The organism is Streptomyces sp. NBC_01341 (assembly GCF_035946055.1).
In the GTDB taxonomy this organism is placed as follows: Bacteria; Actinomycetota; Actinomycetes; order Streptomycetales; family Streptomycetaceae; genus Streptomyces.
Genome location: NZ_CP108364.1, coordinates 3,253,890 through 3,275,913, shown reverse-complemented (window position 1 = coordinate 3,275,913; position 22,024 = coordinate 3,253,890). Strand labels below are relative to the sequence as shown.

General features: G+C 72.6%; 18 protein-coding genes and 1 pseudogene. 12 read left to right on the top strand and 7 right to left on the bottom strand.

Annotated elements, in window-relative coordinates; genetic code table 11:
- Position 1: 1 nt before the first annotated feature.
- From OG206_RS14215 to OG206_RS14200, 4 genes are read right to left on the bottom strand one after another with little or no spacing between them, the layout of a single operon-like run.
- Positions 2-658 (bottom strand): GTP-binding protein, encoded by a 657-nt coding sequence (locus OG206_RS14215; protein WP_327115949.1) that lies wholly within the window; start codon positions 656-658, stop codon positions 2-4.
- Positions 639-1,010 (bottom strand): DUF742 domain-containing protein, encoded by a 372-nt coding sequence (locus OG206_RS14210; RefSeq protein ID WP_327115947.1) that lies wholly within the window; start codon positions 1,008-1,010, stop codon positions 639-641. Before OG206_RS14210 ends, OG206_RS14215 begins: the two co-directional genes overlap by 20 nt.
- A complete protein-coding gene (locus tag OG206_RS14205; RefSeq protein ID WP_327115945.1) occupies positions 1,007-1,438 on the bottom strand; it encodes a roadblock/LC7 domain-containing protein in 432 nt (143 codons plus the stop codon). Before OG206_RS14205 ends, OG206_RS14210 begins: the two co-directional genes overlap by 4 nt.
- Complete coding sequence (locus tag OG206_RS14200; RefSeq protein ID WP_327115943.1) at positions 1,435-2,949, bottom strand: sensor histidine kinase; 1,515 nt, start codon at positions 2,947-2,949, stop codon at positions 1,435-1,437. The genes OG206_RS14205 and OG206_RS14200 overlap by 4 nt, the downstream gene beginning before the upstream one ends.
- 431 nt (positions 2,950-3,380) lie before the next feature.
- On the opposite strand from OG206_RS14200, the gene OG206_RS14195 reads away from it, so the two are divergent.
- On the top strand, positions 3,381-5,153 hold the full coding sequence (locus OG206_RS14195; protein WP_327115941.1) for an LCP family protein: 1,773 nt from the start codon (positions 3,381-3,383) through the stop codon (positions 5,151-5,153).
- A gap of 130 nt (positions 5,154-5,283) precedes the next feature.
- Entirely contained in the window at positions 5,284-8,079 is a 2,796-nt protein-coding gene (locus OG206_RS14190) for an FAD-binding and (Fe-S)-binding domain-containing protein (protein WP_327115939.1), read from the top strand.
- Positions 8,080-8,107: 28 nt separating this feature from the next.
- Here the strand turns inward: OG206_RS14190 and OG206_RS14185 are convergent, their stop codons facing one another.
- Complete coding sequence (locus OG206_RS14185; RefSeq protein WP_327115938.1) at positions 8,108-9,028, bottom strand: LysR family transcriptional regulator; 921 nt, start codon at positions 9,026-9,028, stop codon at positions 8,108-8,110.
- Positions 9,029-9,178: 150 nt separating this feature from the next.
- Between OG206_RS14185 and OG206_RS14180 the strand changes: the two are divergent.
- Positions 9,179-10,126: pseudogene (locus tag OG206_RS14180) on the top strand (EamA family transporter); the annotation flags it as partial.
- 240 nt (positions 10,127-10,366) lie between these two features.
- Here OG206_RS14180 and OG206_RS14175 read toward each other — a convergent pair.
- Together OG206_RS14175 and OG206_RS14170 are read right to left on the bottom strand one after the other, a co-directional pair.
- Positions 10,367-10,801: a PIN domain-containing protein gene (locus OG206_RS14175; RefSeq protein WP_327115936.1), complete on the bottom strand. Its 435-nt coding sequence runs from the start codon at positions 10,799-10,801 to the stop codon at positions 10,367-10,369.
- Positions 10,798-11,040 carry a CopG family transcriptional regulator gene (locus OG206_RS14170; protein ID WP_327115934.1) on the bottom strand — a complete coding sequence of 81 codons (243 nt, stop codon included), beginning with the start codon at positions 11,038-11,040 and terminating at the stop codon, positions 10,798-10,800. Before OG206_RS14170 ends, OG206_RS14175 begins: the two co-directional genes overlap by 4 nt.
- An 83-nt stretch (positions 11,041-11,123) precedes the next feature.
- On the opposite strand from OG206_RS14170, the gene OG206_RS14165 reads away from it, so the two are divergent.
- From OG206_RS14165 to OG206_RS14125, 9 genes are all read left to right on the top strand, one after another.
- On the top strand, positions 11,124-11,495 hold the full coding sequence (locus tag OG206_RS14165; RefSeq protein ID WP_327115932.1) for a signal peptidase I: 372 nt from the start codon (positions 11,124-11,126) through the stop codon (positions 11,493-11,495).
- 130 nt (positions 11,496-11,625) lie between these two features.
- Complete coding sequence (locus tag OG206_RS14160; protein ID WP_327115930.1) at positions 11,626-12,432, top strand: TIGR03084 family metal-binding protein; 807 nt, start codon at positions 11,626-11,628, stop codon at positions 12,430-12,432.
- Positions 12,429-14,132, top strand: a complete 1,704-nt coding sequence (locus OG206_RS14155; RefSeq protein WP_327115928.1) for an acyclic terpene utilization AtuA family protein — start codon at positions 12,429-12,431, stop codon at positions 14,130-14,132. Before OG206_RS14160 ends, OG206_RS14155 begins: the two co-directional genes overlap by 4 nt.
- Positions 14,129-15,733, top strand: a complete 1,605-nt coding sequence (locus OG206_RS14150) for an acyl-CoA carboxylase subunit beta (protein ID WP_327115926.1) — start codon at positions 14,129-14,131, stop codon at positions 15,731-15,733. Before OG206_RS14155 ends, OG206_RS14150 begins: the two co-directional genes overlap by 4 nt.
- 8 nt (positions 15,734-15,741) lie before the next feature.
- Positions 15,742-17,754 carry an acetyl/propionyl/methylcrotonyl-CoA carboxylase subunit alpha gene (locus OG206_RS14145; RefSeq protein WP_327115924.1) on the top strand — a complete coding sequence of 671 codons (2,013 nt, stop codon included), beginning with the start codon at positions 15,742-15,744 and terminating at the stop codon, positions 17,752-17,754.
- A complete protein-coding gene (locus tag OG206_RS14140) occupies positions 17,751-18,926 on the top strand; it encodes an acyl-CoA dehydrogenase family protein (RefSeq protein ID WP_327115922.1) in 1,176 nt (391 codons plus the stop codon). The genes OG206_RS14145 and OG206_RS14140 overlap by 4 nt, the downstream gene beginning before the upstream one ends.
- Before the next feature lie 92 nt (positions 18,927-19,018).
- Complete coding sequence (locus tag OG206_RS14135) at positions 19,019-20,596, top strand: 4-coumarate--CoA ligase family protein (protein ID WP_327115920.1); 1,578 nt, start codon at positions 19,019-19,021, stop codon at positions 20,594-20,596.
- Positions 20,593-21,327 (top strand): enoyl-CoA hydratase family protein, encoded by a 735-nt coding sequence (locus tag OG206_RS14130; protein ID WP_327115918.1) that lies wholly within the window; start codon positions 20,593-20,595, stop codon positions 21,325-21,327. The genes OG206_RS14135 and OG206_RS14130 overlap by 4 nt, the downstream gene beginning before the upstream one ends.
- The gene (locus OG206_RS14125; protein WP_327115916.1) at positions 21,315-21,893 is read left to right on the top strand and encodes a TetR/AcrR family transcriptional regulator; all 579 of its coding nucleotides are present in this window, start codon (positions 21,315-21,317) and stop codon (positions 21,891-21,893) included. Before OG206_RS14130 ends, OG206_RS14125 begins: the two co-directional genes overlap by 13 nt.
- The last annotated feature ends 131 nt before the right edge of the window (positions 21,894-22,024 follow it).

The window sequence follows — 22,024 nt, the reverse complement described above, 5'->3', positions numbered from 1 at the left end:
GTCACAGCGTGGGCTCCGGTGTCATCGCCGGGGCGGCGGGACCGCCCGCCAAGGCCGCGTCGGCGTTCTTCTCGCGTGCGAGGGACAGCGCGTAGAGGTGCTCGACGAGCGTGATCAGGACGTACTTGCTGGAGGACCGGTCCCGGGCGTCGCACTCCACGAGCGGGACGTCGGGGGAGAGGTCGAGGGCTTCGCGGATCTGCTGCTCGGTGTGCAGCGGGCCCCCGAAGTCGTTGCAGGCCACGATGAACGGTGTGCCGTGGTGCTCCAGGCGGTCGATCGCGTACCAGGAGTCGGCCAGCCGCCGGGTGTCGACCAGGACGACGGCGCCCAGGGTGCCGGAGAAGAGCCGGTCCCACAGGAACCAGAAGCGCTCCTGTCCGGGTGCGCCGAAGAGGTAGAGGACGGATCGCGCGTCGAGTGTGATCCGGCCGAAGTCGAAGGCGACCGTGGTGGACGTCTTGGAGTGCACACCTTCGAGGTCGTCGACGGCCTCGCCCGCGCGGGTCATGGTCTCTTCCGTGTTGAGCGGACGGATCTCGCTCACGGAACGCACCATGGTGGTCTTGCCGACCCCGAAGCCGCCGACGACGACGATCTTCAGTCCGTTGTCGGCCGTCGCCTGCAGGGCGGCACGGTCAGAGGTTGCGGAGTCCAACGAGCACCTGTTCCAGGGTGTCGGTGTCGGGGAGCCGGTCCTCGACACGTGCAGTACGGGGGTGGCGGGCGCTGATCCGGCCGGTGTCGAGCAGGTCGCACAGCATGATGCGCACGATGCTGACGGGCAGATTCAGGGTGGCCGAGATCTCGACGACCGCGGTGGGAAGCTGGCACATCCGCAGGATCGCGACGTGCTCCGACTGCATCCCTGGGGTGGGATCGCACTCGGCGACGACGAGCGTCACCAGGTCGAACGCGGCCGAGTCCGACCGGCTGCGGCCACCTGTCAGGGTGTACAGCCGGTCCGGATCGTCGTCGCGTCCCGGGCGGGGGCGCGGTACGGGCGTCATACGTCCGCTGTTTCCGTGGCCGGGGCCGCGGCCTCGCGCGGCGGGGCCACGAGGTACTCGCCCAGCTGCTCGACGAGTTCACTCATGTTGTGGCCGACGAGACCGACGTCGGAGTCCTCGGCGGCCACGACCGCCAGGTGGGCGCCCGCGCCCGCCTCGACGATGAACAGCACGCCGCCGTAGAACTCGGTCATCGCGGACCGTACGCCGCCGGTACCGTCGCCGAACTCGATGGACGCGCCGTGGGACAGGCTCTGGATGCCCGCCGAGATCGCGGCCAGCTGGTCCGCCTGGTCGACGGAGAGCTCAGGGGTCCGGCACAGCTTGAGCCCGTCCCTGGAGAGGACGAGGGCGTGCCGGGCGCCGGGCGTCCGGTCGAGCAACCCCTCCAGCAGCCAGTTGAGCTTCTCGTCGGTGGTCGCGCTCATCGGGTGTTGCCTTCCGGGTGCGGGGAGTTGGCTCGTACCGCCTGGCTGAAGGTGCTGAAGCGGGCAGCCTGGACCTTCGGGTCGGTGGCACGGGGCTTGGGGGAATCGGCTCCGCCGGGTTCGGCATTGCCGGTACGGGCTTCGGCGGCGGCCAGGGTGCGGCCGCGGCGGCGCTTGGGCAGGCCGCTGTCACCGATCTGGGGGACGGAACCGGTCGTCTCCGACTCGGACTCCGTCGTCTCCGGCTGGGTGCCGCCCCTCCGCGCGTACGCGGAGCCGTCCGTGCGCGCCGGCTCCGAGGCGGTCCGGTCGGTGCCGGGCATCGCGTGGTCCGGCTCCGGCTCGGGCGGTCCCACGGGCTCGGGGACGGGCGCCGGGAGGAGGGCCGGCGTACGGGAGATGAGTTCCTGCGGAAGCATCATCAGCGCGCCCGTGCCACCGCGTGCCGACGGCCGGAAGGAGACGGTGAGGCCGTGCTTGCGGGCCAGCCTGCCGACGACGGCGAGGCCGAGCCGGGTGCCCGAGATGGCGGTGAGGTCCTGGTTCTCCGCCGACACCGCCCGCTCGGCGCGGCGCAGTTGCACGTCGCTCATCACCAGACCGCTGTCCTCGACGGTGACCACGATGCCCGCCGGGACCTCCTCGACGTACACGTGTACCTCGGCCGTCGGCGGCGAGAAGTTGGCAGCGTTGTCAAGCAGCTCCGCCAGGGCGTGCATGACGCCCTCGGCGGCGTGGCCGGCGATCGCCACATCGCTGGTCGAGTGGAGGCGGATGCGCTGGTAGCCGCCGATGCGGCCCATCGCGCCGCGCAGGATCGACTCCATGACGATCGGCTTGGCCCAGCGGCGCCCGGAGCGCGCACCGGTCAGCACGGCGATGGAGTCGGCGAGGCGGCCCGCCTGGGCGGTGCGGTGGTCCAGGTGCAGCAGATCGCCGAGTACGTCCTCGCCGGTGTGCCGGTGCTCCATCTCGCGCAGGTCGGCGAGCATGCTCGTGGACAGCGCCTGCATGCGACCCGCGGCGTTGGCGCAGGCGGAGATCGCCGCGGAGCGCTCGGTCTCGCTGCGCCGGGCGCGGGCGGTGAGCCGCGCGGTCTCGGCGGTGAGGCGCTCGTGCTGCTCGGCCGCCTCGGAGGTGGCGCGTGCGACCCGCTCGTCGGCTTCCGCGGTGGTCCGCGCGACCTCGGCGGCGGCGGTGGATCTGATCCGGGCGGTCTCGGCGGTGAAGCGCTGGGCCTCGGCGGCCGAGGTCGAGACGAGGCGTGAGGTCTCGGCCGTGAAGCGTTCGGCGTCCGCGGCCCGCAGGACCCGCAGGTTGCGTGCGGTGGCGAGGGTGTACACGGTGACGGCGACCGCGATGCTCACCACGAGTGCGGCGGCGCCGGCTGCCCAGGACAGCGGGGTCCGTACCGAGGCGGGGGCGGCGGCGATCGCCCAGAGGCACAGGGCGCCGGTGGCGGCTGCCGAGACCAGCAGGGCGAGCGCGGTCGGCCGGAGTGAAGGGCGCAATCGGAGTCCTCGGGACGGACGGTGCAGGGAAAGGGACAATCCGGATCTTCCGGTGCGGTGGCGGTGAAAGAACCACAACTGGAGCTGATTGTTCCCGATCAAGTCGAGGCAACTATAGGAGAATTGGCGACTTGTTTGGGGATTCCTTGTGGCCACTTCTGTTTGAAATCTGGCTTGAAGTGACTCCTTTGGCGGCTTGGGGTGGCCGTCAACTCCGGTCTCCGGCAATGTGCGTGGGCAAGTCGAGGCGAATGCGGTGATATGTCCCCCATGGGGGCCGTGATTCGCCTCGATCGTCGCCCGCAGGCCGGTGGGCGGCTAGGGTGAGCGCTCCGGTGCAGACGGCCTCCCAGGTCGGCACTGCCGTAAGACACGCCGCGCGCCTTGAAGGGGGAGGCGCTGCGGGGCCCCGACGGAGGACTCAGGCAACCGTGGACGCGCAAGGCCGTGGGCGGGACGAGGGCATCGACCCCGCAGACCAGTGGGTACTGAACCCGGACACCGGTGATTACGAACTGCGACTGACCCCCTCCTCAGGGCGATCGGCCGCACCCGCCGGTTCGAGCGCCCCCCGCCCGTCCGGAACCAGAGCGGCCAACCCGCGCCGGAAGCCGGAGCCCGAGACCTCGTCGCCGGGCGAACGGGCCTCCGTGCCCGGCCAGCGCGGCGGGCGCAGGGGCGCCGGCGGCCGCGGAGGCAAGGACGAGCCGCGCCGGCAGGGCGGCCGCGCCGCCGCGCCGGCCACCGGACGCCGCAAGGTGAAGGCCAAGTCCGGCAAGAAGAAGGCGCTGATCTGGACCGGCGGCGTCCTCGCCTTCCTCCTCGTCGGTGTCGGCACCGCGGGCTACGTCGCCTACCAGCACTTCAACGGCAACATCACCGCCGTGTCCACGGACGGCGCCAGTACCGGCGGGTTCAGCAAGGACCGCGCGATCAACGTCCTGGTGATCGGCACGGACAAGCGTACCGGCGAGGGCAACGAAGGCTACGGCGACAAGGGGAGCGTCGGCCACGCCGACACGAACATTCTTTTCCACGTCTCCAAGGACCGCACGAACGCCACCGCGCTGAGCATCCCGCGCGACCTGATAACGGACATCCCGGAGTGCCCGACCCAGCTGGAGGACGGCACCGAGAAGGACATCCCCGGGACGACCGGCGGGCGCTTCAACACCAGCCTGGGACAGTCGGACCGCACCCCCAGTTGCACGATGCGGACGGTCACCGAGCTCACCGGCATCACGCCCGACCACTTCATGGTGGCCGACTTCAACGCCGTCAAGAGCCTGACCAGCGCCGTCGAGGGGGTGGAGGTCTGCCTCGCGAAGGACATCGACGACAAGGACTCGCACCTGAAGCTGTCCAAGGGCAAGCACACCATCGAGGGCGAGCAGGCGCTGTCCTTCCTGCGCACCCGGCACTCCGTCGGATTCGGCAGCGACCTGAGCCGGATCGAGATCCAGCAGCAGTTCCTGGGCTCGCTGATGCGGAAGCTGAAGTCGAACGACACGCTGACCAGCCCCACCAAGATGTTCAAGCTCGCGGATGCGGCGACCAAGGCGCTCACCGTCGACGACAAGATCGACGACATCAACAAGCTGCGCAAACTGGGCATGGAACTGGCGTCCGTCGACCCGAAGAACATCACGTTCACCACGGTGCCGGTGCTGGACAACCCGGACGACAAGGCGACCGTCATCCTCGACGAGTCCAAGGCGCCCCAGGTCTTCTCGATGATGCGCGAGGACATCTCCTTCACCGCCGTGGCGAAGCAGGAGAAGGCCGAGGAGAAGGCCGCCGAGGCCGCGAAGCTGAAGGGCGCCAAGGCCGACCCGGCCGACGTCCGCGTCGACGTGTTCAACGGCGGTGCCCCGCCCGGTTCCGCCCAGGCCGCCCTGGACTGGCTGCAGAACGAGAAGGGCGTGCTGAAGTCCACCAACAAGGCGAACGCCCCGCAGGACGTGAAGAAGACCCAGCTCGTCTACGGCCCCAACCAGGCCGACCAGGCACGCAGCCTGGCCGAGATGATGGGCATGTCGGCCTCGGCACTCAAGCCGACGACCACGGACGCCGCCGACATGGAGCCGATGGTGCTGACCCTGGGACCGGACTTCGAAGAGGCGGGCAGCGCGCTCTCCGCCCCGCAGAAGGCGCCGGAGAACATCCAGCGAGTCGAGGCGGACAAGGCGGTCTGCGCCAAGTAGCCCCGGCGCCCGCAGCCGTACCGGAGAGCCCCCGCGTGCCGTCGGCGCGCGAGGGCTCTCCGCGTACGGGTCCCCGGTACGCGCGTTGCGTGGCGCGCCGACCGGCACACGGGTCCGGCATGCTGGCCCCATGGCCGCCCCGCACCCGCACCCCGATCTCGTCAGGGCCCTGTCCCGCGCCGTCCGCGGCGATGTGGAGTCCGACGCGACCGCCCGCGCGCTGACGACGATGGACGCGTCCAACTACCGCCGTGTCCCGATGGCGGTCGTGGCCCCGCGCGACGCGGAGGACGTCGCGGAGACCCTGCGCGTCTGCCGGGAGCACGCGGTGCCGGTCGTGCCCCGCGGCGGCGGCACCTCCATCGCGGGCCAGGCCACCGGCACCGGCGTCGTCCTGGACTTCACCCGCCACATGCGGCGGATCACCGGGCTGGATCCCGACTCCCGTACCGCCGTCGTCGAACCGGGCGTCGTGCTGGACGACCTGCGGGCCGCCGCCGCTCCGCACGGGCTGACGTTCGGGCCCGACCCGTCCACCCACAGCCGCTGCACGCTCGGCGGGATGATCGGCAACAACTCCTGCGGCGCGCACTCCGTGGCCTGGGGCACCACCGCCGACAACGTGCGCAGCCTGCGCGCCCTGCGGTACGGCGGCGGACCGTCCCTGCACCTCGGGAGGGATCTGCCCGACACGCCACCCGGCCTCGGCGACTTCGCCGGGGCGCACCTGGCTCTGCTGCGCACCGGCTTCCCCGAACTCCCGCGCCGCATCTCCGGATACGCACTCGACGCGCTGCTCCCCGAGAACGGCCCGGACCACGCCCGCGCGCTGTGCGGCAGCGAGGGGACCCTGGCCGTCGTCACCGAGGCGGCTCTCCGCCTGGTCGCAACCCCCGCTGCCCGCGCGCTCGCCGTCCTCGGATACGCCGACGAGTCCGCCGCCGCCGAAGCCGCCCCCGGCCTCCTCCCGTACGGTCCGCTCACCGTCGAGGGCATGGCCACCGACCTCGTACGCGAGCCGGCCGGTCTGCCGCGCGGCGGTGCCTGGCTGTTCGTCGAGACGGGCGGTGCGACCCCCGCCGGAGCCCGCGCACACGCCGAACGGATCGTGCGGGCGGCCGACGCCCTGGACGGCACCGTCGTCACCGATCCCGCCGCGATGGGCACCCTGTGGCGCATCCGCGAGGACGCCGCGGGAACGGCGACCCGGATGCCGGACGGCGGGGGAGAGGCGTGGCCCGGCTGGGAGGACTGCGCCGTACCGCCCGCCCGCCTGGGGCCGTATCTGCGCGACTTCCGGGCCCTGCTCGCCGAACACGGCCTGCACGGCACCCCGTACGGGCACTTCGGCGAGGGCTGCATCCACGTACGCATCGACTTCGACCTGCTCACCGCCCAGGGCGTCGCCCGCTTCCGCCGCTTCTCCGAGGACCAGGCGGAGCTCGTCGTCGCGCACGGCGGGTCGCTGAGCGGTGAACACGGCGACGGTCAGGCGAGGGCCGAACTGCTGCCCCGGATGTACGGCGACGAGATGGTGGGCCTGTTCACCCGGTTCAAGGACCTCTGGGACCCGGACGGCGGCCTGAACCCCGGCATCCTCGCCCGTCCTGCCCGCCTCGACGAGAACTTGCGCTTCGCCGTGCTCCCCGGCCGCCCGGTGGACGTCACCTTCGGCTACCCGCAGGACGGCGGTGACTTCTCGGGTGCCGTACGCCGCTGTGTCGGCGTCGCCAAGTGCCGCACGGCCGGGCCGAGTACCGGCCCGGACGTCATGTGCCCGTCCTTCCGGGCGACGGGCGACGAGGCGCACTCCACCCGGGGCCGGGCCAGGCTGCTCCACGAGATGCTCGCCGGCGAGGTGATCACGGACGGCTGGCGCTCCACGGAGGTGAGGGACGCGCTCGACCTCTGCCTGTCCTGCAAGGGCTGCCGCTCCGACTGCCCGGTCGGCGTCGACATGGCCACGTACAAGGCCGAGTTCCTCCACCACCACTACCGGGGCAGGCTGCGCCCCGCCTCCCACTACGCGATGGGCGGGCTGCCCCGGTGGCTGCGGGCGGCGTCCCCCTTCGCCCGCGCGCTCAACGCCCTCGCCCGGACAGGCCCGGTCGCAGCCCTCGTCAAACGGCTCGGCGGCATCGCCCCGCAACGCACACTCCCGGTGCTCGCGCCGCGGACCTTCCGGTCCTGGGCCCGCGCGCGCCGCGTGCCTGGGGGCGGGCCCGCCGTCACTCTCTGGCCTGACACCTTCACCGACCACCTCTCACCGGAGGTGGGCCGGGCGGCGGTCCGGGTCCTGGAAGCGGCGGGCCGTACACCGGGCCTGCCGGGCCGCGCGGTGTGCTGCGGTCTCACCTACGTGTCGACGGGCCGGCTCGGCGCCGCCCGCGCGGTCATGCGCCGCACCCTGGACCGGATGGGGCCGCTCATCGGCGGCCCGGTCGTCGTCCTGGAACCGAGCTGCGCCGCCACACTCAGGACGGACCTGCCCGAGCTCCTCCCCGACGACCCGCGCGCCACCGAACTGGCCTCGTCCGTGCGCACGCTGGCCCAGTACCTGGAGGAGTACGCCCCCGATTGGGAGCCGCCCAGGCTCGACCGGCCGGTCGCGGGCCAGACCCACTGCCACCAGCACGCCGTCCTGGGCGACGCGGCCGAGCGCAGGCTCCGGGAACGGGCGGGCCTGACCGGGGAGCTGAGCGGCGGCTGCTGCGGGCTGGCCGGCAACTTCGGCTTCGAGAAGGGGCACTGGGACGTCTCGGTGGCCTGCGCCGAGGACCGGTTGCTGCCCGCCGTGCGCTCGGCGCCCCCCGGCACGGAACTCCTGGCCGACGGCTTCTCCTGCCGCACCCAGCTGGACCAGCTGGCAGGGCGGCGGGCGCGGCATCTCGCCGAGGTGCTGGCGGAGGGGCTGGACGGTCGTTAGGGCCTGCCGGGTGCGGTGCCGGTGACCGCTACCTCGAGGTGTCCGGCGCGGTCGTGCGCTCACCCCCACCGACGATCTCCCGTGCGAGCGACGCCAGATGGGGCAGGGCGGGATGGCCGGGGCCGTCCCTGCGGGCGAGCAGCACGGGCAGCGGCGGGGCGTCGTCCAGCGGCACGTAGGCGACCCCGGCGTGCGGGTGCATCCCGACGGTGGACGCCCCCGACACCCCGCTGCCGCGCCCGGCCGCGACGGCGGTGAGCCAGTCGTCGGTGTTGGCGACCGTGACGGTGGCCGCGGGCCGGACCTGCGGCGGCCACAGGTCGAGCGTGGTCGCACCCGAGACGGTGTTCAGGACGACCGCGCCGCCGGACAGGTCGGCCAGGGACAGGGAGGCGCGGGTCGCGAGGGGCCCGTCGGCGGCGACTGCCGCCACCCGCTCCTCCGTGAACAGCACCTCGGTGACGAGCCCCGGCGTGTCCACCGGCCCGCGCAGCAGCGCCGCGTCCACCTCGCCGCGGGTGAGGCCCGCCGTGCGGTCGTCGATCCGCAGGAGTTCCAGCGGGGTGCGCGGGTGACGTTGCTGCCAGGTGCGCAGCAGCGGTGTGGTGTAGGGGCCGAACGCCGACCACGCGTGCCCGAGCCGCAGCGGCCGGTGGCGCAGCCGCCCCGGCGCGAGTGCCTCGTCGAACGCACCCACCGCGTTGGCGGCCTTGTCGCGGAAGGCGACGCCCTCGGGGGTGAGGGCGAGGTGGTGGGTGGACCGGTCGACGAGCCGGACTCCCACGTGCCGCTCCAGGGCGGCCAGTGTGCGCGAGGCGACGGGCTGGGTGACCCGGAGCCGGGCGGCCGCGCGGGTGACGCTGCCCTCGTCGGCGATGGCGAGGAAGGCGCGCAGATGCCGGATCTCGATACCGCGCCCCGTGGTTCCGGCGCCCTGTCCAGTGCTCATGCCTACGGAGCATAACGGGAGCACAACCGGCATTTCACGGGAGGCGCGCAGGTCTCTAACGTGGGGACGTGCCCGGCTCCTGGGTGGTGTCGTACTCTACACTCCACGGTGCATTGCATTGGACTGTGACGCTGAAGGAAAGGTTTGCCGGTGAACGACCCGCGCGCTGCAGCGGACTCGGCCGCGGCCGTCGCCCTGCCCGAGGCCGTGTCCGCGCTCGACGAGCCCGGCCGGGGCGGTCCCGGCAGCCGGCGCTCACTGGGCCCGGTCGCGCTGGTGGTGGCGGGTGGGCTCTCCGTCCAGTTCGGCGCGGCCGTGGCCGTCCTGCTGATGCCTAAGGCGGGAGCGCTCGGCGTCGTCACCCTGCGGCTCACCGCTGCTGCGCTCGTCCTGCTCGTCGTGTGCCGGCCGAAGCTGCGGGGGCACTCGCGCGCCGACTGGGGCACCGTCGTGGCGTTCGGCATCGCGATGGGCGGGATGAACACGCTCTTCTACCAAGCCGCCGACCGCATCCCACTGGGCGCCGCCGTCACCCTGGAGGTGCTGGGGCCGCTCGCCCTGTCCGTCGTGGCGTCGCGCCGCCTGGTCAACCTCGTCTGGGCGGGCCTGGCCCTCTGTGGAGTCGTCCTCCTCAGCGGCGGTGGCTTCGACCGGCTCGACCCGGTGGGAGCGGCGTACGCCCTGGGCGCGGGTGCCATGTGGGCGGCGTACATCATCTTCAGTGCCCGCACCGGCAGGCGCTTCCCGCAGGCGGACGGCCTGGCCCTGGCCATGGTCGTGGCGGCGGTCCTCTCACTGCCCCTCGGCATCATGCAGGCGGGCTCGAAGCTCCTGGTCCCCAGCACGCTGGGGCTCGGCGCGGCGGTGGCGCTGCTGAGCTCGGTCCTCCCATACACCCTCGAACTCATGGCGCTGCGGCGCCTGCCCGCGCCCACCTTCGCCATCCTGATGAGCCTGGAACCGGCCATCGCGGCGACGGCGGGCTTCCTGGTCCTGGACCAGGCGCTCTCCACGACCGACGCCCTGGCCATCGCCCTGGTCATCGGGGCGAGCATGGGTGCCGTGCGCAGTCAGACGTCCCGTGGCGCTTCACCGCGCCGGGACCGGGCGCGCGGGGCACGATGGAGGGAAGCCGATGAAGGAGGCCCGCGCATGGGATCCGCCAAGGAAACCGACGGGTACGAGGGGCTGTACTCGCACACCCCCTCGCAGGCCGAGGGTGAACGCGTGGAACCGGCCGTGCGCGGCAAGGGCCCCGAGACGCACCCCGAGGTCCCCAGGACCGAACCCTCGCAGGCCGAGGGCGAGCGCGTGGAGTAGGGCCGGGCCGCGCGCGGCTCAGCCGTCGACGGGCAGGATCCGGAACGCGGTGAGGCCGGGCGTCAGGGGCGTGATCGCCCGGAAGTCCCGCTGGTCGAGGGTGAAGATGCGGTCGGTCCTGTAACGGTCCGCGAGGACGACGCCCACCGCGTCCGCGAGGTCCAGCCGGAGCCCTTCGTATCCGCGGCGCACCTCGTGCGCCGCGCTCAGGTCGGCAGGCTTCAGGCCGGCCAGCCGGTACTGCCCGTCCAGCATCCGTGAGGTGAGTGCCTCCATCACCTGCATGGCGGCCGGGAACCCCAGGTCCCGGTGCACCAGGTGATCGAGCTCGGTGACGACCAGCGGGGAGATCGCCAGCGTCTCGTTCTCCAGGATCTTCGCGGCGCCGGAATGTTCGGGCTGGGCGGTGTCGAACGCCGCGTAGAGGGCGGACGTGTCGGCGACGATGATCAACGGCGTGCAGCTCGTTCCTTGATGTGCTCGTAGACCGCGTCGTCCATGGCTTCGGGAGCGAGTGGGCGTCCGCTGTCGAAGACCGGAAGTCCGCGCTTGCCCTTGGGCCGTTCCGCGTCATCGAGGATCATGGCGATGCCCCGCCTGATCAGCTCGGCCTTGCTGACTCCGGTGGCCGACGACTCGGCGTCCAGCCGTACTTCCAGTTCTTCCGGGAGGTACACCGTCGTCTTTATCATGGGGCGAGAATACCACCCTGCCCTACGTAGGGCAGGGTGGTAGAACGCCGGGAAGCCGCCGGCCGCCTGTTACGTTCGCGCCCATGGGCGACGAGGTGTATGTGGGCCGTGCGGCAGCCGACGCGGCGCTCGACCACGGCTGGCTGCTGGGCCACTTCAAGGACCCGCCGGACCCGCGCCACAGTGAGGCCCTGGAGATCAAGTGGGGCGTCCATCCCCGGGGCGACGAACGCGCGCGATGGGTGAGGGGCGAGGAGCGCACCGCCCTGCTTGTCCTGATCAGCGGTCGGTTCCGCATGAGGTTCGGCGGGCGGGACGTGCTCCTGGAGCACCAGGGCGACTACGTCGTGTGGGGTCCGGGCGTCGACCACTCCTGGTGCGCGGAGGAGGAATCCGTCGTGCTGACCGTGCGGTGGCCCTCCGTCCCCGGCTACCGGGCCGCCCCGCTCGGCTGATCACCGCTCCGCGCGCACGCGGAACCCGGGCCGTGCGGGTGGCGAAAAAAATCATGCAAGCACGCTTGCTTGTTTTGTGAGGCGCTGGCAGGCTCCGGGGCACACCGCCACGCCCCGAGGGGAGCGCACCGTGCCCGACGCATCGGCCGTGACCGCCACCGTGCTCGACGACCTGCGGCAGGAGAGCGACGAACTCGACCTGCTGGTAGCGGGGTTGAATGCCCAGGAGTGGGCCTCGCCGACTCCCGCCGAGGGGTGGACCGTCGCCCATCAGATCGCCCACCTCACCTGGACGGACGAGGTGGCGCTGACCGCGGCGACCGAGCCCGGTGCCTTCGCCGCAGAGGTCGAGAGAGCACTCGCCGCCCCGGACACCTTCGTCGACGAGGCCGCCGCGGAGGCGGTGTCCGCGCTGGCGCCCGAAGCGCTGCTGGTGGAGTGGCGGGAGGGCCGGGCGCGGCTCCAGGAAGCCCTGCGCGCGGCACCGGCGGGGACGAAACTGCCCTGGTACGGCCCGCCGATGAGCATCGCCTCGATGGGGACCGCACGGCTCATGGAGACCTGGGCGCACGGCCAGGACGTCGCCGACGCGCTCGGCGTGACACGGAAGCCGACCGGCCGCCTGCGGCACGTCGCCAGGATCGGCGTACGGGCCCGTGACTACGCCTACTTCGTACGGGGGCTGGAGCCCCCCGTCGAACAGTTCCGGATCGAACTCCACGGCGAGGACGGCGAGTCGGCCGCGTACGGACCTGAGGGCGCCGCCCAGCGGGTCACCGGGCCGCTCCTCGACTTCTGCCTGCTCGTCACCCGGCGCGCCCACCGCGAGGACCTCGCCGTCGAGGCGACGGGACCGGACGCCGACCGGTGGCTGGACATCGCGCAGGCCTTCGCCGGGCCGCCAGGAGCCGGGCGGCCCCCGAAGGCGGACAGGTGACCCGGCCCCTGCGCATAGGCAACGCCTCCGGCTTCTACGGCGACCGCTTCGACGCGGTGCGCGAGATGCTCACCGGCGGCCGGCTGGACGTCCTGACCGGCGACTACCTCGCCGAACTCACCATGCTGATCCTGGGGCGCAGCCGCCTCAAGGACCCGAACCGCGGATACGCCACGACGTTCCTGCGGCAGCTGGAGGACAGCCTCGGGCTCGCCCACGAGCGCGGCGTGAAGATCGTCACCAACGCGGGCGGGCTCAACCCGGCCGGACTCGCCGACGCCGTACGCGAGTTGGCGGAACGCACCGGCGTGCCCGTGCGGGTGGCGCACGTCGAGGGCGACAGCCGCCCCGTGCCGGACGGCCACCTCACCGCCAACGCGTACCTCGGCGGCCGAGGCATCGCCGCGTGCCTGCGGGCCGGGGCCGACGTCGTCGTCACCGGCCGGGTCACCGACGCCGCGCTCGTCACCGGGCCCGCCGCCGCCCACTTCGGCTGGGCGCCCGACGACCACGACGCCCTCGCCGGGGCCGTCGTCGCCGGACACGTGCTGGAGTGCGGGACCCAGGCCACCGGCGGGAACTACGCCTTCTTCCGGCAGCACGACGTGCGCAGGCCCGGCTTCCCCCTCGCGGAGATCCACGAGGACGGAAGCAGCGTCATCACCAAGCACGACGGCACGGGTGGCATCGTCGACGTCGGAACGGTCACCGCGCAGCTGCTCTACGAGACCGGTGGCGCCCGCTACGCCGGGCCCGACGTCACCGCCCGCCTCGACACCGTGCGCCTGACCCAGGACGGGCCCGACCGGGTGCGGATCAGCGGGGTGCGCGGCGAGGCGCCGCCCCCCACGCTGAAGGTCGGGCTCAACCGGCTCGGCGGGTGGCGCAACGAGGTCGTCTTCGTGCTGACCGGGCTCGACATCGAGGCCAAGGCCGGCCTCGTGCGGGAGCAGTTCGCCGACGCCCTGGACCGCGCCGGCACGAAGCCCGCCGAGGTGAGGTGGGAGCTTGCCCGCACGGACAGGGCCGACGCCGACACCGAGGAGACGGCCGGCGCGCTGCTCAGGCTCGTCGTGCGCGACCCGGACGCGGAGGCCGTGGGCCGCGCGGTGTCCGGGGCCGCCGTCGAGCTGGCGCTCGGCAGCTACCCGGGCTTCCACGTGACCGCCCCGCCCGGGAAGGGCGCGCCGTACGGCGTGTTCGAGGCCGCGTACGTACCGGCCGGGGACGTCGCCCATGTGGCGGTGCTGCCCGACGGTTCGCGCCTCGACGTCCCGGCCACCGGGCCGTACCGGGAGCTCGCCGGGGTGCCGGAGCCGGCCCTGCCCGAGCCGCTCCCCGCCGGGCCCACCCGCACCGTCCCTCTCGGACGCGTCGCCGGTGCCCGCAGCGGCGACAAGGGCGGGGACGCCAACGTGGGCGTGTGGGTCCGCACGGACGAGGCCTGGCGGTGGCTGGCGCACGAGCTGACCGTCGCACGGTTCAAGGAACTGCTGCCGGAGACCGCCGGGCTCACCGTCGTACGCCATGTCCTGCCCGGGCTGCGGTCCCTCAACTTCGTCGTCCACGGCCTCCTCGGCGAAGGCGTCGCCGCGCAGGCCCGCTTCGATCCGCAGGCCAAGGCGGTGGGGGAGTGGCTGCGCTCCCGGCACGTCGACGTACCCGTGCAGCTGACGGACGAACCGGAGGCGAACGCATGACCGTCCTGCCCACCGCACTGGACACCACTGGGCCCGAATACGCCGCGCACCGTGAGGCCATGCTCGCGAAGCTCGCGGAGCTCGACGCCGAGCACGCCAAGGCCCTCGCGGGCGGCGGCGAGAAATACGTGACGCGCCACCGGAAGCGCGGCAAGCTCCTCGCCCGTGAGCGGATCGAGCTGCTGGTCGACCCGGACACCCCGTTCCTGGAACTCTCCCCGCTGGCCGCCTGGGGCAGCGCTTCCCCCGAGTACACAGTGGGCGCCTCGCTCGTCACCGGGATCGGGATCGTCTCCGGTGTGGAGTGCCTGATCACCGCCAACGACCCGACCGTGCGGGGCGGCGCCTCCAACCCGTGGACGCTGAAGAAGGCCCTGCGCGCCAACGAGATCGCCTTCGCCAACCGGCTGCCCTGCATCAGCCTGGTGGAGTCCGGCGGCGCCGACCTGCCGTCCCAGAAGGAGATCTTCATCCCGGGCGGCGCCCTGTTCCGTGACCTCACACGGCTGTCCGCCGCCGGAATCCCCACCGTCGCCGTGGTGTTCGGGAACTCCACGGCGGGCGGCGCGTACGTCCCCGGCATGGCCGACCACACCGTGATGATCAAGGAGCAGTCCAAGGTCTTCCTCGGCGGCCCGCCCCTCGTGAAGATGGCCACCGGTGAGGAGAGCGACGACGAATCGCTCGGCGGCGCCGGGATGCACGCCCGCACCTCCGGGCTCGCCGACCACTTCGCCGTCGACGAGCACGACGCGCTGCGCCAGGCCCGGCAGATCGTCGCCCGGTTCAACTGGCGCAAGGCGCACCCCGATCCGGGGCCCGCAGAGCCGCCGAAGTACGACGAGGACGAACTGATCGGGATCGTCCCCGGTGACCTGAAGACCCCCTTCGACCCCCGCGAGGTCATCGCGCGGCTCGTCGACGGCTCGGACTTCGACGCCTTCAAGCCGCTGTACGGCACCAGCCTCGTCACCGGATGGGCCCGGCTGCACGGCTATCCCGTCGGCATCCTCGCCAACGCGCAGGGCGTCCTGTTCAGCGAGGAGTCGCAGAAGGCCGCGCAGTTCATCCAGCTCGCCAACCAACGCGACATCCCGCTGCTGTTCCTCCACAACACCACCGGTTACATGGTCGGCAAGGAGTACGAGCAGGGCGGCATCATCAAGCACGGCGCGATGATGATCAACGCGGTGTCGAACTCCCGGGTCCCGCACCTCTCCGTGCTGATGGGCGCCTCCTACGGGGCCGGGCACTACGGCATGTGCGGCCGGGCCTACGACCCCCGCTTCCTCTTCGCCTGGCCCAGCAGCAAGTCCGCCGTCATGGGCCCGCAGCAGCTCGCCGGCGTCCTCTCGATCGTCGCGCGCGCCTCCTCCGCCGCGAGAGGACTGCCCTACGACGACGAGGCCGACGCAGGGCTGCGCGCCATGGTGGAGCAGCAGATCGAGTCGGAGTCGCTCCCGATGTTCCTCTCGGGGCGGCTCTACGACGACGGGGTCATCGACCCGCGCGACACCAGGACCGTCCTCGGGATGTGCCTGTCCGCGATCCATACGGCCCCGGTCGAAGGCGCCCGAGGCTTCGGCGTCTTCCGGATGTGAGGAATCGGATGATCACCGCACTGCTTGTCGCCAACCGGGGCGAGATCGCCTGCCGGATCTTCCGCACCTGCCGCGAGCTGGGCATCGCGACCGTCGCCGTGTACTCGGACGCGGACGCGGGGGCCCTGCACGTGCGGGAGGCCGACACCGCCGTACGCCTGCCGGGCGCCGCACCCGGCGACACGTATCTGCGTGGTGACCTCGTCGTCGCCGCCGCACTGGCCGCGGGGGCCGACGCCGTGCACCCGGGGTACGGCTTCCTCTCGGAGAACGCCGGGTTCGCGCAGGCCGTCCAGGACGCGGGTCTCGTCTGGGTGGGACCCCCGCCGAAGGCCATCGAGCTGATGGCCTCCAAGACGCGTGCCAAGGAGCTGATGGCGGCCGCCGGCGTGCCCCTCCTGGCCCCCGTCGACCCCGGCGCCGCCACCGTGGCCGACCTGCCCCTGCTGCTCAAGGCGGCGGCGGGCGGCGGCGGCAGGGGGATGCGCGTCGTGCGGGAACTGGGTGCTCTGGAAGCCGAGTTGACCGCCGCATCGGCGGAGGCGGCCGGGGCCTTCGGGGACGGCGAGGTCTTCGCCGAGCCGTACGTCGAGGGCGGCCGGCACGTCGAGGTCCAGGTCATGGCGGACGGACAGGGCACCGTGTGGGCGCTCGGCACCCGCGACTGCTCCCTCCAGCGCCGGCACCAGAAGGTCATCGAGGAGGCCCCCGCGCCGGGCCTCGACGAGACGCTGCGCGGACGGCTGCACGACGCCGCGGTCGCCGCGGCGCAGGCGGTCGGCTACCGGGGCGCGGGGACCGTCGAGTTCCTCGTGTCGGCCGACGGGCGCCCGTACTTCCTGGAGATGAACACCCGGCTCCAGGTCGAACACCCCGTCACCGAAGCCGTGTTCGGCCTTGATCTCGTCGCCCTGCAACTGCGCGTCGCGGAGGGAGAGCCACTGCCGTCCGAGGCGCCCCCGGAACCGTCCGGGCACGCCGTCGAGGCCCGCCTCTACGCCGAGGACCCGGCCCGTGACTGGCAGCCGCAGACCGGAGCGCTGCTCACACTCGACGTGCCGGACGAGCCCGGCATCCGCCTCGACACCGGATACACCGGAGGCGACACCATCGGGGTGCACTACGACCCCATGCTCGCCAAGGTCATCGCCCACGCCCCCACCCGCGCCGAGGCCCTCCGCCTCCTGGCCCGCACCCTCGAACGCGCCCGCCTCCACGGCCCGGTCACCAACCGGGAACTGCTCGTACGCTCCCTGCGCCATCCGGACTTCACCGCCGGGCGCCTCGACACCGGCTTCTACGACCGGCACTTCGCCGAGCTCACCGGCCCCGGCGACCCGGCGGACCGGCGCCTCGCCGCCACGGCCGCCGCCCTCGCATCGGCGGCGGGTGCCCGGGCCGGGCGGGACGCATCGGGTCCCGCCCGCTTCGGGGCCTGGCGCAACCTCGCCTCCTCGCCGCAGACCAAGCGCTACCGCGCCGAGCCCGACGGCACCGAGTACGAGATCGCCTACCGCACCGGACGCGACGGCACCCCGCTCCCCGAGTCGGGGGAGCGGGCCGTCACCGCCGGCCCCGGCCTGGTCGTCCTCGAAACCGGCGGCGTGACAAGGCGCTTCACCGTCACCGCGCACGGACCCCGCACCTACGTGGACACGGCGTCCGGCGCGTACACCTTCACCGCCCTGCCCCGCTTCACCGACCCCGCCGAACGCACCGAACCCGGCTCCCTGCTCGCTCCCATGCCCGGCACCGTCGTACGCCTCGCCGACGGGCTCGCCCCGGGCGCGGCCGTCGAAGCCGGGCAGCCGCTGATCTGGCTGGAGGCGATGAAGATGGAGCACCGCATCCTCGCCCCCGCCTCCGGCACCCTCACCGCGCTCCACGCCGCCCCCGGCCTCCAGGTCGAGGTCGGTGCCCTGCTCGCCGTCGTACAGGACGCACCCGAGCAGGCACCCGAGCAGGCATCGGCGCACGCAGCAGCGCACGCATCCGCGCACCAGGAGGAGACGACCCCATGAGCACCGTCCTCGAAACCCAGGAGCACAAGGACCTCCGCGCCGCCGTCGCCGCCCTCGGCAGACGGTTCGGCCGCGACTACACCACCGCCCTCGCCCGCAAGGGCGAGCACCCCCGTGAACTGTGGGACGAGGCGGGCAAGCTCGGCTACCTCGGCGTCAACCTCCCCGAGGAGTACGGCGGCGGGGGCGGCGGCATGGCCGAACTCTCCATCGTCCTGGAGGAGCTGGGCGCGGCCGGCAGCCCCCTGCTCATGCTGGTCGTCTCGCCGGCGATCTGCGGCACCGTCATCGCCCGCTTCGGCACCGAGGCCCAGAAGCGGACCTGGCTGCCCGGCCTCTCCGACGGCAGCCTGACCATGTCGTTCGGCATCACCGAGCCCGACGCGGGCTCCAACTCGCACCGCATCACCACCACCGCCCGCCGCGACGGCGACGGTGGGGGAGGCTGGATCCTCAGCGGCCGCAAGGTCTTCATATCCGGCGTCGACATCTCCGACGCGACGCTCGTCGTCGGACGCACCGAGGACGCCAGGTCGGGCAAGCTCAAGCCCTGCCTCTTCATCGTCCCCCAGGACGCCCCCGGCTTCACGCGCACCCGCATCGACATGGAACTCCAGGCGGCGGAGAAGCAGTTCGAGCTGGTCCTCGACGACGTGCGGCTGCCCGCCGACGCGCTCGTCGGCGAGGAGGCGGACACGGGGCTGCTCCAGCTCTTCGCCGGGCTCAACCCGGAGCGCATCATGGGCGCCGCCTTCGCCATCGGCATGGGCCGTTACGCCCTCGAACGCGCCGTGGACTACGCCAGGACCCGCACCGTCTGGAAGGGCGCGCCCATCGGCGCCCACCAGGCCATCGCCCACCCGCTCGCCCAGGCGCACATCGAGCTGGAGCTCGCCCGGCTCATGATGCAGAAGGCCGCGAAGCTCGTCGACGACGGCGACGACATCGGAGCGGGCGAGGCCGCCAACATGGCGAAGTACGCCGCCGCCGAAGCCTGCGTCAGGGCCGTCGACCAGGCCGTCCACACCCTCGGCGGCAACGGCCTCACCCGCGAGTACGGGCTCGCCTCCCTGATCACCGCGGCCCGCGTCTCCCGTATCGCCCCCGTCAGCCGGGAAATGATCCTCAACTACGTCTCCCACCAGACCCTGGGCCTGCCGAAGTCGTACTGAGGCCGTACCGGTGATTCCGGTCGCTCCCGGGTCTCCCCATCCGCCCCCGCAGGGGCGATTCTGGCTCTCCACCCGCGTCGAAGGGGACCGCCATGGTGTTCCACAGCGAGTACGCAGACGTCCAGCCCCTCGAAAGACCCATCCACGAAGCAGTCCTCGGGAACGCCGCGGACTTCGGTGACACGCCCGCCCTGATCGACGGCACCAACGGGATGAGCGTGACGTACGCCCAGCTCGACACCTTCCACCGGCGGATCGCGGCGTACCTCGCCGCGGCCGGGCTGCGCAAGGGCGATGTGCTCGCCCTGCACAGCCCCAACACGATCGCCTACCCACCCGTCTTCTACGGGGCGACGAGGGCGGGCGCCACCGTCACCACCATCCACCCGCTCGCCACACCCGAGGAGTTCGCGAAACAGCTCCAGGACTCGGCCGCGCGCTGGATCGTCACCGTCTCCCCACTCCTGGACGTCGCCCGCCGGGCGGCGGAGATCGCCGGGGGCATCGAACAGATCTACGTCTGCGACCAGGCCGAGGGGCACACGTCCGTCCTGGAGATGCTCGGCTCCACGGCGCCCGAACCCGCCATCGCGTTCGACCCGGCGGAGGACATCGCCGTACTCCCGTACTCCTCGGGGACCACCGGCACGCCCAAGGGCGTCATGCTCACGCACCGCTCCATCGCCACCAACCTGGAGCAACTGCGGCCCTTCGTCCCCCTCGGGCAGCGCGACCGCATCCTGGCCGTGCTCCCCTTCTTCCACATCTACGGGCTGACCGCCCTCATGAACGGGCCGCTGCGCTACGGCGCCACGGTCGTCGTCCTGCCCCGCTTCGACCTCGCGCAGTTCCTGGAGACGATCCAGGAGCACCGGATCACCGGCCTGTACGTCGCACCGCCCATCGTGCTGGCCCTCGCGAAGCACCCGCTGGTGGGCGACTACGACCTGTCGTCGCTGGAGTACATCGTCAGCGCGGCCGCCCCGCTGGACGCCGAACTCGCGGCGGCCTGCTCGTCGCGGCTCGGCCTGCCCGCCGTACGCCAGGCGTACGGCATGACGGAACTCTCGCCCGGCACCCACGTCGTGCCCCTCGACGCGGAGAACCCGCCGCCCGGAGCCGTCGGGAAGCTGCTGCCCGGCACGGAGATGCGGATCGTCTCGCTGACCGACCCCGGCACCGACGTCGGGTCCGGCACCGACGGCGAGATCCTCATCCGGGGGCCCCAGGTGATGAAGGGGTACCTCGGCCGCCCCGACGCGACCGACGCCATGATCGACACCGAGGGCTGGCTGCACACCGGGGACGTCGGCCGGGTCGACGCGAACGGCTGGCTGTACGTCGTCGACCGGGTCAAGGAACTCATCAAGTACAAGGGCTACCAGGTGGCACCCGCCGACCTGGAGGCGCTCCTGCTGACCCACGCCGGGATAGCCGACGCCGCCGTCATCGGGGTCTACGACGCCGACGGCAACGAGGTCCCCAAGGCCTTCCTGGTGCGGCAGCCCGTGGCGGGAGGCCTCACCGAGGACGACGTCATCGCCTACGTCGCCGAGCGGGTCTCCCCGTACAAGAAGGTCAGACAGGTGGAGTTCATCGAGGCCGTGCCCCGCGCGGTGTCCGGCAAGATCCTGCGGCGCGAGCTGCGCGACCGGGAGAAGCAGCGATGACCCTGGCACCCGTGGTCCACGACCGTGGCGTCACCACGCTCACCCTCGACTCGCCGGCCAACCGCAACGCGCTCTCCGCGCGCCTGGTCGGCGAGCTGTCCGAGGCCCTGGCGGGATGCGCGGACGACGACGCGGTGCGGGCCGTCGTCCTCACGCACACCGGCAACACGTTCTGCGCGGGCGCCGACCTGACCGCACCCCCCGAACCGGCGGCCTTCGTCGGTCTGATGCGGGCGATCGTGGCGCTGCCCAAGCCCGTCGTGGCCAGGGTCACCGGCCACGTCAGGGCCGGCGGCCTCGGCCTCCTCGGTGCGTGCGACATCTCCGCGGCCGGACCGGACGCCACCTTCGCCCTCACCGAGTCACGGCTGGGCCTCGCCCCCGCCGTGATCTCCCTGCCCCTGCTGCCGCGCCTCGACCCGCGGGCGGCCTCCCGCTACTACCTCACCGGGGAGCGGTTCGACGGGGCGGAAGCCGCCCGGATCGGCCTGGTGAGCATCGCGGCCGAGGACGTGGACAAGGCGCTCGTACCGGTACTGGACGGGCTCCGCAGGGCCTCCCCGCAGGGGCTGGCGGCATCGAAGGAGCTGGTCACGGCTAGTGTGCTGCGGAGTTTCGACAGTCACGCCGAAGACCTCATCGCCCGCTCGGCCGCGCTCTTCGCCTCCGACGAGGCACGGGAGGGGATGACGGCCTTCCTGGAACGACGGGATCCCGCATGGGTGCTGTGACGACCCCTAAGCAGGACCGGAGCCGCGCCACCCGGCAGCGACTCCTGGCGTCAGCGGTGGCCTGCCTCGCCGAACACGGCTGGGCAGGCTCCACGGTCACCGTCGTCGCCGAGCACGCCGGGGTATCGCGGGGCGCCGCCCAGCACCACTTCCCGACCCGCGAGGACCTGTTCACCGGCGCCGTCGAGTACGTCGCCGAAGAACGTTCCGCCGCACTGCGCGCCCTTCCCGTCCAGGGCCGCGCGGCGGTGATCGCCGCACTCGTCGACCTCTACACGGGGCCACTTTTCCGCGCGGCGCTCCAGCTCTGGGTCGCGGCCTCCAACGAGGACCAGCTCCGGCCCCGCGTCACCGAACTGGAGGCGCGGGTGGGCCGCGAGACCCACCGCATCGCCGTCGCACTCCTCGGCGCCGACGAGGAGCGCCCCGGCGTCCGCGAGACGGTCCAGGGCCTCCTCGACATGGCCCGCGGCCTGGGCCTCGCCAACGTGCTGACGGACGACAGGGCCCGGCGGGAGAGAGTGGTCGCCCAGTGGGCGCGGCTGCTGGACGAGGCACTGGGCTGAGGGGACTCTGCCGCGCGTTTCGCCGGGGCGAGCGGGGCGTGGCCCGGGTGCCGGGGGTTCGGAGCCGGCGGCTCGTCGCAGCGTCTCACTGGCCGGCTGGGCTGGCCAAATACTTCTCGTGTCAAGTATCC

Excerpts from the sequence above, each read along its gene's own strand:
- OG206_RS14210 (WP_327115947.1), bottom strand. The coding sequence starts at position 1,010 with ATGACGCCCGTACCGCGCCCCCGCCCGGGACGCGACGACGATCCGGAC.
- OG206_RS14205 (WP_327115945.1), bottom strand. The coding sequence starts at position 1,438 with ATGAGCGCGACCACCGACGAGAAGCTCAACTGGCTGCTGGAGGGGTTG.
- OG206_RS14190 (WP_327115939.1), top strand. The coding sequence starts at position 5,284 with ATGGCCGCCCCGCACCCGCACCCCGATCTCGTCAGGGCCCTGTCCCGC.
- OG206_RS14185 (WP_327115938.1), bottom strand. The coding sequence starts at position 9,028 with ATGAGCACTGGACAGGGCGCCGGAACCACGGGGCGCGGTATCGAGATC.
- OG206_RS14170 (WP_327115934.1), bottom strand. The coding sequence starts at position 11,040 with ATGATAAAGACGACGGTGTACCTCCCGGAAGAACTGGAAGTACGGCTG.
- OG206_RS14165 (WP_327115932.1), top strand. The coding sequence starts at position 11,124 with ATGGGCGACGAGGTGTATGTGGGCCGTGCGGCAGCCGACGCGGCGCTC.
- OG206_RS14150 (WP_327115926.1), top strand. The coding sequence starts at position 14,129 with ATGACCGTCCTGCCCACCGCACTGGACACCACTGGGCCCGAATACGCC.
- OG206_RS14145 (WP_327115924.1), top strand. The coding sequence starts at position 15,742 with ATGATCACCGCACTGCTTGTCGCCAACCGGGGCGAGATCGCCTGCCGG.
- OG206_RS14140 (WP_327115922.1), top strand. The coding sequence starts at position 17,751 with ATGAGCACCGTCCTCGAAACCCAGGAGCACAAGGACCTCCGCGCCGCC.
- OG206_RS14135 (WP_327115920.1), top strand. The coding sequence starts at position 19,019 with ATGGTGTTCCACAGCGAGTACGCAGACGTCCAGCCCCTCGAAAGACCC.
- OG206_RS14130 (WP_327115918.1), top strand. The coding sequence starts at position 20,593 with ATGACCCTGGCACCCGTGGTCCACGACCGTGGCGTCACCACGCTCACC.
- OG206_RS14125 (WP_327115916.1), top strand. The coding sequence starts at position 21,315 with ATGGGTGCTGTGACGACCCCTAAGCAGGACCGGAGCCGCGCCACCCGG.